The sequence below is a fragment of the Streptomyces sp. NPDC093568 genome (assembly GCF_044764945.1).
GTDB lineage: Bacteria > Actinomycetota > Actinomycetes > Streptomycetales > Streptomycetaceae > Streptomyces.
This window is the reverse complement of record NZ_JBIWJD010000003.1, coordinates 43,132-56,297: the sequence shown is the minus strand read 5'-3', so window position 1 is coordinate 56,297 and position 13,166 is coordinate 43,132. Positions and strand designations below refer to the sequence as shown.

General features: G+C 70.8%; 11 protein-coding genes. 2 read left to right on the top strand and 9 right to left on the bottom strand.

Features of this window, described 5'->3' with window-relative positions; all coding sequences use genetic code 11:
- Positions 1 to 46: 46 nt before the first annotated feature.
- On the bottom strand, positions 47 to 1,243 hold the full coding sequence (locus ACIRD7_RS14375) for an MFS transporter (protein WP_403453129.1): 1,197 nt from the start codon (positions 1,241 to 1,243) through the stop codon (positions 47 to 49).
- A gap of 122 nt (positions 1,244 to 1,365) precedes the next feature.
- A complete protein-coding gene (locus ACIRD7_RS14370) occupies positions 1,366 to 4,581 on the bottom strand; it encodes a bifunctional cytochrome P450/NADPH--P450 reductase (RefSeq protein WP_403453128.1) in 3,216 nt (1,071 codons plus the stop codon).
- A 206-nt stretch (positions 4,582 to 4,787) separates the two neighbouring features.
- On the opposite strand from ACIRD7_RS14370, the gene ACIRD7_RS14365 reads away from it, so the two are divergent.
- The gene (locus tag ACIRD7_RS14365; protein ID WP_403453127.1) at positions 4,788 to 5,375 is read left to right on the top strand and encodes a TetR/AcrR family transcriptional regulator; all 588 of its coding nucleotides are present in this window, start codon (positions 4,788 to 4,790) and stop codon (positions 5,373 to 5,375) included.
- Positions 5,376 to 5,476: 101 nt separating this feature from the next.
- Here the strand turns inward: ACIRD7_RS14365 and ACIRD7_RS14360 are convergent, their stop codons facing one another.
- The 7 genes from ACIRD7_RS14360 to ACIRD7_RS14330 all read right to left on the bottom strand — a co-directional run bounded on the left by ACIRD7_RS14360 (position 5,477) and on the right by ACIRD7_RS14330 (position 11,535).
- The gene (locus tag ACIRD7_RS14360) at positions 5,477 to 5,842 is read right to left on the bottom strand and encodes a hypothetical protein (protein WP_403453126.1); all 366 of its coding nucleotides are present in this window, start codon (positions 5,840 to 5,842) and stop codon (positions 5,477 to 5,479) included.
- A gap of 220 nt (positions 5,843 to 6,062) precedes the next feature.
- Positions 6,063 to 8,495 carry a SpoIIE family protein phosphatase gene (locus tag ACIRD7_RS14355; RefSeq protein WP_403453125.1) on the bottom strand — a complete coding sequence of 811 codons (2,433 nt, stop codon included), beginning with the start codon at positions 8,493 to 8,495 and terminating at the stop codon, positions 6,063 to 6,065.
- Between the two features lie 446 nt (positions 8,496 to 8,941).
- The gene (locus tag ACIRD7_RS14350; RefSeq protein WP_403453124.1) at positions 8,942 to 9,118 is read right to left on the bottom strand and encodes a hypothetical protein; all 177 of its coding nucleotides are present in this window, start codon (positions 9,116 to 9,118) and stop codon (positions 8,942 to 8,944) included.
- 110 nt (positions 9,119 to 9,228) lie between these two features.
- Positions 9,229 to 9,792 (bottom strand): MBL fold metallo-hydrolase, encoded by a 564-nt coding sequence (locus ACIRD7_RS14345; RefSeq protein ID WP_403453123.1) that lies wholly within the window; start codon positions 9,790 to 9,792, stop codon positions 9,229 to 9,231.
- 50 nt (positions 9,793 to 9,842) lie between these two features.
- Entirely contained in the window at positions 9,843 to 10,628 is a 786-nt protein-coding gene (gene trpC, locus ACIRD7_RS14340; protein WP_126398594.1) for an indole-3-glycerol phosphate synthase TrpC, read from the bottom strand.
- A gap of 159 nt (positions 10,629 to 10,787) precedes the next feature.
- Complete coding sequence (locus ACIRD7_RS14335; protein ID WP_403453122.1) at positions 10,788 to 11,171, bottom strand: hypothetical protein; 384 nt, start codon at positions 11,169 to 11,171, stop codon at positions 10,788 to 10,790.
- Positions 11,172 to 11,175: 4 nt separating this feature from the next.
- Entirely contained in the window at positions 11,176 to 11,535 is a 360-nt protein-coding gene (locus ACIRD7_RS14330) for a hypothetical protein (RefSeq protein ID WP_403453121.1), read from the bottom strand.
- Positions 11,536 to 11,729: 194 nt separating this feature from the next.
- On the opposite strand from ACIRD7_RS14330, the gene ACIRD7_RS14325 reads away from it, so the two are divergent.
- Positions 11,730 to 13,163, top strand: coding sequence for a glycoside hydrolase family 43 protein (locus ACIRD7_RS14325; RefSeq protein ID WP_403453120.1), 1,434 nt, complete (start codon positions 11,730 to 11,732; stop codon positions 13,161 to 13,163).
- Positions 13,164 to 13,166 lie beyond the last annotated feature (3 nt).

Genomic DNA, 13,166 nt, shown 5'->3' with positions numbered 1-13,166 from the left:
TGCCCGGCCACGCCCTCGGCCGTGTCGGACGACCCGGCTGAAGTGCTCACCCGGTCTCGGTGGAGGAGAAGGGTGCGAGCCCCTTCTCGGGCGATGCCGCCGTGCCGGCCACCGTCATCCGGAGCAGGGGCAGGGAGGCGACGGCGGTGCCGAGTGCGAGGACGATGCCGAGTACGTCGGCCCCGGCGGCGTCGAGGACGGCTCCGACGGCCAGGGGTCCGATGCCGGTGCCCAGGGCGCCCGCGCCACTGAGGGAGGCGACCAGGCGTCCGGTCGGGTCGATGAGCGCGGCGGCGGCGAGCATCTGCACCAGGACGGCCAGTTGGCAGGCCTGCCAGAGGACAGCCGCGACGGTGAAGAGCACGGGGTCGTGAGTGAGGACCAGGAGCGCCATCGCGAGGGCCTGTGCCGTGACGAAGGCGGCCATGGACCGCATCCGCCCGAAGCGCCGAGCCGCAACCGGGCCCACCACCGCGCCGGCGAGCGCCACGACGCTGGAGATCGCGAGGACCGTCGACACGGCCGAGTGGGACATCCCGGTGTGCTGACGGCCGAGGACCGAGGCGTACGACCACGCGCCCTGGGTGACGGTCCACAGCAGCGCGGTCCCGAGGAGCAGCACCACGGACGGCTTGCCCGCGGTCGTCCCCGCCCTGCCGACGGGCCCGGTGTCCGCTGTGGCGGGACCGTCCGGGAGCCGTCGTACCAGTGGCCAGGCGGCGAGACAGCACAGCGCCATGAGCAGGAAGCCGGTGCCCTCCCCGACGTCGTGGTTGGCCGCGGGGACGCCCATGATCAGCAGTGCTGTCACGCCGACCACACCGCAGATGGTGACGGCGGACGCCTTGTCCGCGTCGTCGGTGGCGGCGAGCGCCGCCATGGCGGCCGCGTAGACCGCGCCGAGCCCCGCGCCGAGGGCCAGGTTGGCCAGGATCAGGGTCACCGGGTCGACGGCCGCCGCCGCTCCGAGGAAGCCGGCTCCCGCGAGGGCGAGGCCCAGGCGGGTCATCCGCACCCGGCCCGGCCGCGCGGCCCGCTTGGCCAGCAGCAGCGTCACCACCGCCGTGGCCATCAGTTGGGTCGCGGCCACGATCCCGGCGCCGGAGTCGGAGAGTCCGAAGCGGGTGGCGAAGTCGTCGACGAAGACGGGCATCACGTTCGCGCCGCCGTTGCCGAGGGTGACTCCGGCGATGAGCGCCACCGCCACCCCGAAGGTCAGGGCGGAGGCGCCACGCGCGTTCACCGGACGCTCCTCTGCGAGGAGTTGGGGACTACCGCCGTTCCTCTGCGCGGCGCCGAGTGTGCAACAAGCATGAGAGCCTCACGAGTCGGGTCGGGTTGGGTGTGATGGACGCCCTGCGGTGGTCAGCCGGCCCAGACGTCTTCCACGTAGTGGCCGGACTCGGTCAGAGCGGCCAGCCAGGCGGTGGCCTCCTCAGCGCCCGCGCCCGTGCGGTCGCGGTAGATCTCCCTGAGCGCCTCGCGCACCGCCGGGGCCATGCGACGGCCGTCTCCGCAGACGTGGACGCGCCCGCCGGCCTCCAGTACCGCCCAGACCTCGTCGCTCTCCTTCGCGATGCGGTCCTGGACGAAGCGGGCACCGTCCTCGGGGGCGCAAGAGAAGGTGGGTCGCATGCTGACGGCTCCGGCCGCCTCGGCCGTCTCCAACTCGGCACGGTGGAGGTAGTCGACGTCGGGGTGGTCGCAGCCGAAGTAGCACAGCAGCGTTCCGGTCGACCGGGTGTGGTGGCGGTCGAGGACGGCACCGCGGAAGGGCGCAAGACCGGTGCCCGCGCTGACCAGGATCACCGGCACCGACTGGTCCCGGGGCAGGCGGAAGTCCTCGGCGCAGGGCAGCACCCTGGCCTGGACGGTGTCACCGGCGTGCACGGTCTGGAGGTAGTGCGAGGCGATGCCGTGGAACGTGCCCTCGCCGCCCCGGTGCGGCGCGGCGAGCAGCGACACCATCAGGTCGACCTCGCCCGGTGCCGCTTCGGCGGACGAGGAGATGGAGTAGTGGCGCGGGCGCAGGACGGGCAGCAGTTCCAGGAAGCGTTCGAAGGGCAGCTCGCAGGCGCGGTAGCGGTCCAGCAGGTCCAGGACGCTGCGTCCGGTGGCGGTCACCTGCTCGCGGAAGGCCTCCGGGTCCGCCGCCGCGAGTTCGGCCAGGGGCCGCTTCTCGGGCGGGCAGGCGGTGTGCTCCGCGAGCACGGCGACCTGATCCTGGGTGGCCGCGTCCTGCAGTTCCACGAAGTCGGTCAGCAGGCGGCGCAGGGTCAGCGGCCGGTCGACGGGCAGGGCGCCCCGGCTGCGGCGACGGGCGCGCAGTCGCACCGTGCGGTCCAGGTCGAGGCCGAAGCGGTCGGCCACCCGCCGTACGAGGGCGTCCGGGTTGCTGGGCAGCACGGCCAGGTGGTCGCCGGTGCGGTAGGTGACGCCCTCGGGCAGCCGCAGCCTCAGGAATCGCTTGGAGCGGCCCAACCCGTTGTCCATGTCGACGAGTTCGTACGCGTCGAGCACCTCCATCGGCTGTACGCCGTGGCGTGCCGCGAGGCCGCCGATGACCGAGTCGGTCGCGTCCTCCAACTCGTAGAGTCCTGCCTCCTCGTCAGCGGCCGGCTCCTGCGCCGCTGCGGCGGCTCCGTACCGCTCCAGCAGGACGGTCCACAGGTCGCCGGTCCACCGGTCCACCGTGCCGGCGAAGTCACCGGCGGCGTCCGCGGCGCCGCGCTCCAGCAGCGGGGTGGCGCCCGCGGCGGTGAGCTTCTCGTCGATGAAGGTGGGGACGCGCTGGTAGGTGGCGGCCCAGTTGCGGTCGCCGACGCCGAGTACGGCGTACTGGAGGCCGTCGAGCGCGCCGGGCTCCAGGCCCTCCAGCCAGGTGACGAATTCCGTGGCGTCGTCGGTGGGCCTGCCGTTGTAGGAGGCGGCCACGATCACCACCGGTCCGTCGCCGGCGGAGAGTTTGCCCACGGCGTCGTCGAGGGGGGCGACGGACGGGGCGAAGCCGTGCTCGTCGCCGTCGGCCGCCAGGTCGCGGGCGATGCCGGCGCAGGTGCCCAGGTTGGAGCCGTGCAGGAGGGTCAGCGCGGTGCCGGTTGCGCGCCGGACGCCGGGTCCGTCCTGACCGGCGGGAGCGCTGCTCGCGACGACGGCCGCGGCGGCGGGCAGGCGGCGCTCCCCGGCGGCACGTCGGGCCAGGTTCAGGGTGAACTCGTCGGGCTTGAGGGTGAGCGACTGCTTGATCTTCAGCTGGTAGTTGGTGTGGTCGATCAGGCGGTAGCGGTGGATCAGCAGCGCGAGGACCAGCGTCGCCTCGTGCAGCGCGAACTGGCGGCCGATGCAGGCGCGTTCGCCGCTGCCGAACGGCTTGAACAGGTGGACCGGCCGCTCCTCCTCCCGCTCGGGCAGGAACCGGTCGGGATCGAACAGCTCGACGTTCTCGCCCCAGGCAGGGTCCCGGTGCAGTTGCGGGATGAGCACCTGGATCGACTCGCCCTTGCGCATGGCGTACTTCCCGCCGATGACGGTGTCCTGAAGCGGCTCCACGGCGTACGCGGGCGCCGTCGGCCACAGCCGCAGGCCCTCGTTGAGAACCTGGCGGATGTACGTCAGCTTGCCGATGTCCCCGTAGTCGGGCTCGGGGGCGTCCAAGTCGCCCCACAGCGCGTCGACCTCGGCCTGGGCGCGGGCGAGGACCTCGGGGTGCTTGGTCAGGTAGTACAGGGCGAAGGACAGGGCGCCGCTGGTGGTCTCGTGCCCGGCGATGAGGAACGTGATCGCCTGGTGACGGATGTTGACGTCGTCCAGGGGCTCGCCCGTCACCGCGTCCGGGGTGTGCAGCATGCGCCCGAGCAGGTCGTCGGTGCTCGGGTCTCCGGATGCCCGGCGCTCCCGGATCACGTCGTCGACCAGGTCCTTCATCAGACCCACGTCGGCGCGGAACTGCTCGGCCTGCTTCCACTTGAACAGCTCCGCGCCCGGGATGGACTCCCCCTTGGCCTGGGCGAAGCCGAGCGCTCGCGACAGGGCGGTGACGAAGGGGTGCGGCTCCTCGCGGCCGAAGGAGTCGAAGTCGTAGCCGAAGCCGCACAGGCCGATCGTGTCGAACGTCAGCCGCGTCATGTCGCCGGCCACGTCCACGGGCTCCCGCCCGGCCGCCCGGTCCCACTTCCCGATCAGCTCCCGGGCCACCTTGAGCATCGTCGCGTGGTAGCCGCGCATCGCGCCGAGCGAGAAGGCCGGCATCAGGATGTCGTGCGCCTTGCGCCAGTTGGGCTCGTCGTTGAACGCGGTGAAGAGCCCGTCGCCGCCGATCTCGCGAAGGATCACGAGGTCGGGGTGCACGTTCTTGCGGAACCGGCTCTCGTCCGCCAGCTCGGTGACCAGGTCGAGGCCGGAGGCGAAGTTGATCTCGTTGCCGAAGATGCGGAGCTTGAACAGCGGCCCCAGCTCCTTGGCCTCCTTCATCACGTAGAGCAGGCCGTCGGCGCCACCGGGGATGTCGAAGGCGTGGCCGACCAGGGGCAGGGCGGGACGCTGAGGGATCGGCTCGGTTCCGCACAGGATCTCGTGGGTCATGAGCTTGCCTTTCGTTCGGCGCAGGCTGTCGCTGGTCAGAACCGTACAGGCGACATTGTCACTCGACAATGTCGGTCGATCGTGTTGACCGACACAGTCGATTGACGGAACCATCGGAGACCTTGAAACGTCCGGCCGGTCCAGGGCCTGGAATCCGACCTTGTCGATCGACCTGTTCGCCAGACTGAGTCGCATAGGATGCCGACATGGCTCATGTGTCCGCGGCGGAGCGCCGCCCCCAACTGATCAAGGCCGCCATCGACCTCATGGCCAGGGAGGGCGTGGCGGCAGGCAGCACTCGCGCCATCGCGGCCGAGCTCGGGGTGGCTCAGGCGACCGTGCACTACACCTTCGGCACGAAGGAGGATCTGTACCGGGCCGTCATGGAGCAGCTCACCCAGGACCTGGTCACCCAGGTGGAGCGGGCGGCGCCCACGGACGCGGCCTTCGAGGACACGATCGTCACGCTTGCCGAGGCGCTGTGGCACACCGTGCTAGAACAGCCGGCGTCGTACCAACTGCTCACGGAACTGTCCATGTTCGCCCTGCGCACACCCCATCTCCAGGAGGCCCTGCAAGGTCACTACCGCGACGTCTTGACCATGACGGCGAAGCTGATCAGCGAGGCCGCCGCCCGCACCGGCCACCAGCTCGCCCAGCCCGCCGAGACGATCGCGAGGTTCTTCCTCGCGGGCTTCGACGGGCTGACGATGCAGCACCTGTCGCTGCCGGACGAGGACGCCGAAACGGTCTGCCTGCGGGCTCTGATCTCCGCCGTGCTGGCCATGGCCTGAGGACACCGGCGAACGACGCGGGGCGGCAGGCGATCACACGGCACCTGGCCGACGTGCGGAACCGCGCCCCGCACGCAGACTCGTACTGAATTCGAACCGCTCTACCGGGTCTTCAGTTCCCCGATACGCGCCACCGTCGTTCCGCGCTTGGGGCATACCCACACCGCCGCGTCCGCGCGGAGAGTCGCCGACAGCGGATGGGTGTCCGGGTGTGTCGGGCACTGTGGCCAGACCGCCGACACACCTTCGGACCACAGGGCCTCCACCGCCCAGTCCTGCACCTGATCCGCCAGGTGCGCGAGCAACTCCGCGGTGGTGCCGTCCGGATGTGGAGTCAGGCCCTGGCCTGAACCGTCCGGGGCCCAGAGCGTGATCCCGAACCCGTCATCCCAACGTATCTCCGGCTGCACCGCGCACTGTGCCCGGAGGTCCCGCAGAACCGTGTCCACGGCTTCGGCGAATTCCATCTTCCCTGGACTCCTCATCACCTCGGGGAGCACTCCCTCACAGCCTCCTCGGCCGTTGAAGCCTGCGGATGAAGGGGGCGCGCTACAACGTACAGGGCCTGTCCGATGAGTCCGACTCCCGCCCCGCGCAGGCAACTTGTCATCGCGTGGCGATGCCCACGTTCAGTCTTCTGCGGCCCGTAACCTTGCGGCGCGGTCCCCGCGGCCCACCTCTCCTCTGTCACCGAGGCAGAGACTGTTCGGCCCAGATCGTCTTGCCGGTGGCGGTGTGGCGGCTGCCCCAGCTCTCGGCCACCTGCGCGACGAGCAGCAGTCCGCGTCCGCCCTCGTCGAAGACCCTGGCCCGCCGCAGGTGCGGGGCGGTGCTGCTGCCGTCGGAGACTTCACAGATGAGCACGTCGGCGCGGATGAGCCGCAGGTCGATGGGGGCGCTGCCGTACCGGATGGCGTTGGTGACCAGCTCGCTGACGATCAGCTCGGTGGCGAACTCCAGCTCGGCCAGCCCCCAGTCCGCCAGCTGTTCGCTCGCCATCCGGCGGGCCCCGGCGACGGTCGCGGGGTCCACGGGCAGTCGCCAGACGCGGACCTGGTGCGCACCGAGACCGGAGGCGCGCGCCAGCAGCAGGACGATGTCGTCGGCCGGCGGGTCGGGCCGTACCTTGCGCATGACCTCGTCGCAGGTTTCCTCCAGGCCGGCGGCAGAGCAGCGCAGCGCTTCGGTGAGCAGCTCCAGTCCGACGTCGATGTCCCGGCCGGGCGCCTCGATCAGGCCGTCGGTGTAAAGGGCGAGCAGGCTGCCCTCGCCCACCTCGAATCGAGCTGCCTCGAAGGGCAGTCCGCCCAGACCCAGAGGTGGCCCGGCGGGCAGGTCCAGAACTCGTACGGTGCCGTCGGGGGTGACCAGTACGGGTGGAGGGTGCCCGGCGCGGGCCATGTCGCAGTGGCCGGCGACAGGGTCGTAGACGGCGTAGAGGCAGGTCGCCCCGACCTCTCCCGAGGCTCCTTCCGGCTGGCCCCGGGTGTCCGGGCCTTCCTCCCGGTCGAGCCGGATGACCAGGTCGTCCAGCCGGGTGAGCAGCTCGTCGGGCGTGAAGTCGGCGTCGGCGAGGGTCCGTACCGCGGTGCGCAGGCGGCCCATCGTGGCCGAGGCGTGCACGCCGTGGCCGACCACGTCGCCCACCACCAGCGCGACCCGTCCCCCGGACAGCGCGATGACGTCGAACCAGTCTCCGCAGATCTCGTCCCCCGCACCGGCGGGAATGTACCGGTAGGCAAGGTCCACCGCCTGCGCTCGTGGCAGCCGCTCGGGCAGCAGACTGCGCTGGAGAGTGATCGCGGTCCGGCGTTCCCGGGTGTAGCGGCGGGCGTTGTCGATACTCACCGCGGCCCTGGCGGCGATCTCCTCGGCAAGCACCAGATCGTCCTCGCCGAAGGGGTCCGCCGTACGGTGCCGCAGCAGGTGCATCACGCCCAGGGTGACGCCCCGGGCTCGCAGCGGCACCATCATCACCGAATGGATCCTGAACCGTCGCATGCTCTCGGCACGGGCCGGGGAGGCCGTCGCCCACCCGCGCAGCTCCGGGTCGCCGGCACGGTAGTGGGCACCCTGGCCGGTGCTCAGCGCCCGGGCAGGCGGGGAGCCGGGAGGGTAGGCGTCGAGGTCGCCCGCCCGCACCACGGATTCCGGGCAACCCGCGAGCACCGAGCGTTGCGCGATCCGACGGCATTGCACTTGCGTGTCGAGCGGGATCGGTTGCGGCTCGTGTCCCTGGACGACCGACTCCAGCAGGTCGACGGTGACGAAGTCGGCGAAGCCGGCCACCGCCACCTCGGCGAGTTCCTCGGTTGTCCGGGTCACGTCCAGGGAGCTGCCGATGCGCGTGCTGGCCTCGTTGAGCACCGCGAGGCGGCGGCGGGCCCAGTACTGCTCGGTGATGTCGATCACCACGGCCGACAGTCCCAGCACCGCGCCCGCCCGGTCCTTCAGCGGTGACAGATAGACCGACCACGCGTGATCGCGGACCTCCCCGGACGCCCGAAAAGGCTGCTCCTCGCGGAAGACCATCTCACCGGTGCGCACCACCTGCCGCTGGAGGCGGTCGATCTCGTCCAGCGGCGGGACGGGATAGATCTCCCACAGCGTCAGGCCCCTCATCTCCTCCTGCGTGAGCCCCATGGCACGGCTCATCACCTGGTTGCAGGCCACGAACCGTGCCTCGTGGTCGTATACCGCCACGGGCAACGGGAGCTGCGCGAGCGTGAGGTCCCACAGCTCCGCCGTCCCCGCATCGGCCGGCGCGGCGGGGTACGTCCACGCCGCCGGGCTGACGACCCAGTGGGTCCCACCTCCCCCGTCCGCCAGCGGGGTGCCCCGGAGCTGCAGCTTGACGTGGTCTCCGTCGCGTTTCCGCAGCGCCACGTCGCTCGTCCACGGCTCCCGGGCGGCAAGGTGGCGCCGCAACGCGATGGGCAGCTTCGCGGCCAGAAGGTAGGCGGCCGGCCGGCCGATCACCTCGTCGGCGTCGTACCCGAGCAGGCGCCCCGCCCCGGCGCCCCACGCCATGACGGCTCCGCGGGTGTCGATGACGACGGCGAAGTCCTCAGGTACTCCCGCACCCCTCGCTGCCGCGGTGGCGTCGGGCTCGTTATCCATGGCGGTACCACGACCTCGTTCATGCAGCCGCACAGCACAGCACTGCGTCGCCCCTCACGGGCGCTGCCTCCAGCATCCCGCCACCGCACACCCCCCTCAACCGGCCGCGTTCCGGAATCGTGCGGTCACGGTGTGCCGCTCCTTTGTCGCACCGCCCGCCGTGTGGACCGTCGAGGAAGCAGCACCGGTTGCACGAGCCGGCGCCGGTCCACGCCGCTGCGGGCGCCTGATGACGGCGATCAGCAGGTCGACCGCCGCGTCGCCCACCAGGTCCGGACGCAACGACGCTGGATCGCAGACGGGACGGGCCCGAGCCGAGGCGGCGACGCGCATGGGCGCACTGGGTGCGGGCCGGACCCGCGGTGGTTCCTGCTGCCAGGGGCACTGACCCCGCGCAGAGCGACGCGCCCCGGCCCCACACGAGGGGTCGGGGCGCGGTCGGCCGGTCAACGGTCGGCCCACGGCGACTTCGTGGACGATCCGATGTGGCTGCGGCCGCCGCACGGTGGCGTCCGTTCGCCGTGGACGATTCGGATCATCGCCGCCGCTCTGGTCGTCGGCAGCAGGAGCGTGCCGACCGCGGCCGAAGCCATGGCCAGGAACCGAGCCCGGCTGATTCTCATGTGCGCCCGCCTCCCCCTTCACCCCCGGGGCCGGTACCAGTGTGGGAAGCGGAAGGGCGGGACGGAATCGGCCGATGGTCCATGACTGGACGACGAAGGTGGGCGGCCGGCTAGACGGGCGTCGACGCCGACGGCACGAACGGTGCGCCGTGGCCCGGCACGATCAGCGCCGGGCCGAGGGCGAGGACCTTCTCCCTGGCGGCCCGCAGCAGCTCGCGATCGGGCGCGAAGGGGTCGTCGGCAGGCCCCTCGGCGGTCCACCACAGGTGGGTCAGGACCACCAGGCCCTCGTCGGAGGTGACCAGAGTGCTGACGTCCTCGGCGGTGTGTCCGGGGGTCGTCATGAGCGAGATCGACGGCGACACCTGGTATCCGTCGGCGGCGCGGTCCTCCCAGATGTCGTTCTGGTAGATCGCCATGTGGTCGTGGAAGCGGGCCTCGGGGAACAGGGCCGCGTTCAGCGTGTGGTCCGGATGGTGGTGACTGAAGATCACGTCGGTCACGTCCTCCGGGTTGAGTTCTTGGTGCGCGAGCGGGTCCAGGATGAGCCGGCGGTCCGCGACCATGCCGGGATCTACGATCACGACCTTGTCGCCGTCGACGAGCAGGGTGACGGTGCCGGCCACCCGCTCGTCGGCGTAGCCGGTGGTCAGGACGTGGAAGGCAGCGGTCATGGAGGGCTCCTCGGGGGAGGTGTCGGGTTGGGTGCGGGTGCCGTGCGCGGTTACGCCCCTGCCGCCTCGATGAAGTCGCGCACGGCGGTGCTCGGGTCCCCGGAGCGGACCAGTGCCTCACCGACCAGCACCACGTCGGCTCCCCAACCGCGGTACTCCGCCACGTCCTTGGGGCCCGTCACGCCGGATTCGGCGACCTTGACGGTGCCTTCTGGGATGGCCGGCGCGAGTTCGGCGAACACCTTGCGGTCCACGTCCAGCGTCGTCAGGTCCCGCGCGTTGATGCCCAGCAGCTCGGCTCCCGCGGCGACGGCGCGGCGCACTTCGTCGGCCGTGTGCGCCTCCACGAGCGGCGTGAGACCCAACTCCTTGCACAGTGCCATCAGGTCGGCGAGCTGGGCGTCGTCCAGCGACACGACCATGAGAAGGGCGAGGTCGGCGCCGTGGGCACGGGCCTCCCACAGCTGATAGGGGTCGACGATGAAGTCCTTGCGCAGGACGGGCACGTCGACGCGGGCCCGTACGGCGTCCAGATCCGCGAGGGAGCCGCCGAACCGCCTGCTCTCGGTCAGCACGCTGATCGCGGCGGCACCGCCGGCCGCGTACTGGGCCGCGAGGGAGGCGGGGTCGGGGATGTCCGCCAGCGCTCCCTTGCTGGGGCTCTTGCGCTTCACCTCGGCGATGACGGACACCCCGGGCGCCCGGAAACCGGGCAGCGGGTCGAGTGCGGGTGCCGCGTCCGCCGCCCGGGAGCGCAGCTCCGCCAGCGGCGTCGCGCGCTTACGCTCTTCCAAGTCCTCGCGAACTCCCGCGAGAATTCCGTCGAGAACGCTCATCGGCCTCTCCTTTGTCGAATCGTCTGCCGCCGCGGACGTCCCCCGGCTGGAGTGAGGCCGTGCCGTGCATCACCCACGTCCGAGTCCTGCTCGACGAAGGTTATTCGGATCGATCATGGCTTGCGTACCGGCCGCCCACGGGCGCGGAAGCCGAACTTCTCAGGCCAGGCCGAACCGCTCGGCGTGTACCTGCCGGTGCGGGACCTTCAGGCCGCGCAGCGCGCTGAGCACGACCGAGGTCCTCGCGGGCGGGCCGCAGACGTACACGTCGCGTTCGGCCATGTCGGGCACCGGGGCGCGGAGACCGTCCGGCTCGAACGGCGTGCTCCCCTCCCCCGTGCGGCCGGTCAGCAGGTGCAGCTCGCCACCGCGGTCCGCGACCAGGGCCCGTACCTCGTCGACGAGCAGGGCGTTTTGCTCGCTGCGCACCTGGTAGAGCACGACGACATCGCCGGCCGCCGCCTCCTCCTCCAGCAGTGCCCGCACCGGCGTGATCCCCACCCCTCCGGCGATCAGGAGCGCGCCGGGCCGCGTCCGGTGCAACGAGCTACATCAGCAGGTGCAGGCCGTGCCAGGTCTCCTGCCGCAGCCGCCGCCTCACCTTTCGGGCGGAGACCGAGGCGACCACGACGACGAGCGCCGCCGCCACCATCCCGAGCAGCGAGGCCGGCACTCCGGCCAGCGCGAAAAAGATCTTCAGCATTGACGCGTCGTCGAGCCTCGCGAAGAGCTTGGCGACCGTGAGCACCCCGTTCTGCCCGGTCCCGGCATTGAGGAACAGGACCTCGACGATCGCCAAGTTGGCGATGACAAAGGTCCACAGCACCCATCGCGCCGCAACGACCGGAGGGACGGTGCGTCGGCGCACCGGCACCTGCGAACTCGTCGCTTCCACCGCTTCCCTCATGTCCGACCTGACGGTCGGCCCGGCGGCCGTCGGCCAGAACGTTGAGTGATTAAAGCCTTAACCACAAGGCGGTTGCCGGAAGTATTGACGCCTCTCGCTGCCCACACTTAACGTCTGCCCGAACTTACGAACATCGTTCGATAAGTCGAACATCTCCGGAGCCGCAGAGCGTTCGCAGAACGACAGGAGTTGCCATGTCCGCGCTTCGTGCCCGGCTGTCGGCGATATTGATCGCCGTATGCCTCCTCTTCGCAGGCCAAGTCCTGACCACGCCGCAGCCTGCCGTCGCCGCTGACCCGGGCTACCTGATGGTGCACTTCACCGGGGAGGGGTCGACCGGTCAGCAGATGTACCTCTCGCACAGCACGGACGGCCTGCACTGGAACGACCTCAACGGCGGCGGCATGGTCCTGCGCTCCACGGTCGGCACGCGGGGGGTGCGCGACCCCGCACTCGTGAGATCCCCCGACGGAAGCAAGTACTGGATCGTCGCGACCGACCTGTGCATCGGCTGCGGGCAGAACTGGGATCAGGCCGTGAACAACGCCAGCCGCAACCTGGTGGTGTGGGAGTCGAAGGACCTGGTCACCTGGTCCCAGCCGTGGCTGCTCAACGTCGCCGGCGCGATCCCCGACGGCCGCAACGCCTGGGCACCGGAGGCGATCCGGGACCCGGCCACCAACGACTACGTCCTGTACTGGGCGACGAACGCGACGCTGAACGGCGTGCTGAAGCACCGCATCTACTACGCCCGCACCAGCGACTTCCGCACCATCACCACCCCGCAGCTCTACATCGACCGCCCCGGCACCCAGAACATCATCGACACCCAGATCATCGAGGTGCCCTCCGGAGTGGGCGACTTCCGCTACGTACGGGCCTCCGGCGACGGCCAGATCACCCTCGAAGGCAGCAACTCGATCCTGGGGACATGGACCAGGATCGGCGACCTCTCCGGCATCGGTCTGACCGGCTCCCAGGTCGAGGGCCCGATGTGGATGAAGTTCAACGGCACCGACAAGTGGGGGCTCTACCTCGACCAGTACGCGAGCAACGGCGGTTACCTGCCGGTCGTGACGACCGACCCGTCCGATCCCGCCGCCTACCAGAAGCAGGCGTCGGGAAGCTACAACATGGGCGGCACCAAGAAGCGCCACGGCTGGATCCTGAACATGACGGCCGCCGAGGAGAGCCGTGTGCTCGCCCGCTGGCCCAACACCGCGGCCAACCGGATCCAGTCGTTCAACTTCCAGGACCGGTACATACGGCACACCAACATGGACGTGCGCATCGACCCGAACGTCAGCCCCGCCGACGACTCCCGCTTCCGGCTGAGGCCCGGCCTCGCGGGCTCCGGCACCGTCTCCTTCGAGTCGGTCAACTTCCCGGGGTACTTCCTGCGGCACTCGAACTACGACTTCCAGTTGGTCCACAACGACGGCACTCCTCAGTTCGCCGCGGACGCCACCTTCCGCCAGGTCGCCGGGCTCGCCGACTCGAGTTGGTCGTCCTTCCAGTCGTACAGCCACCCCGACCGGTACATCCGCCACTACGCGTACGCACTGCGCCTGGACCCGATCACCACCGCGACGGGACGCGGCGACGCCACCTTCCGCGTGACGAGCTGACCC

What these genes read in the sequence shown, in the direction of transcription:
- ACIRD7_RS14325 (WP_403453120.1), top strand. Translation starts at nt 11,730, where the DNA reads ATGTCCGCGCTTCGTGCCCGGCTGTCGGCGATATTGATCGCCGTATGC.
- ACIRD7_RS14350 (WP_403453124.1), bottom strand. Translation starts at nt 9,118, where the DNA reads ATGAGAATCAGCCGGGCTCGGTTCCTGGCCATGGCTTCGGCCGCGGTC.
- ACIRD7_RS14330 (WP_403453121.1), bottom strand. Translation starts at nt 11,535, where the DNA reads ATGAGGGAAGCGGTGGAAGCGACGAGTTCGCAGGTGCCGGTGCGCCGA.
- ACIRD7_RS14365 (WP_403453127.1), top strand. Translation starts at nt 4,788, where the DNA reads ATGGCTCATGTGTCCGCGGCGGAGCGCCGCCCCCAACTGATCAAGGCC.
- ACIRD7_RS14355 (WP_403453125.1), bottom strand. Translation starts at nt 8,495, where the DNA reads ATGGATAACGAGCCCGACGCCACCGCGGCAGCGAGGGGTGCGGGAGTA.
- ACIRD7_RS14345 (WP_403453123.1), bottom strand. Translation starts at nt 9,792, where the DNA reads ATGACCGCTGCCTTCCACGTCCTGACCACCGGCTACGCCGACGAGCGG.
- trpC (WP_126398594.1), bottom strand. Translation starts at nt 10,628, where the DNA reads ATGAGCGTTCTCGACGGAATTCTCGCGGGAGTTCGCGAGGACTTGGAA.
- ACIRD7_RS14370 (WP_403453128.1), bottom strand. Translation starts at nt 4,581, where the DNA reads ATGACCCACGAGATCCTGTGCGGAACCGAGCCGATCCCTCAGCGTCCC.
- ACIRD7_RS14360 (WP_403453126.1), bottom strand. Translation starts at nt 5,842, where the DNA reads ATGGAATTCGCCGAAGCCGTGGACACGGTTCTGCGGGACCTCCGGGCA.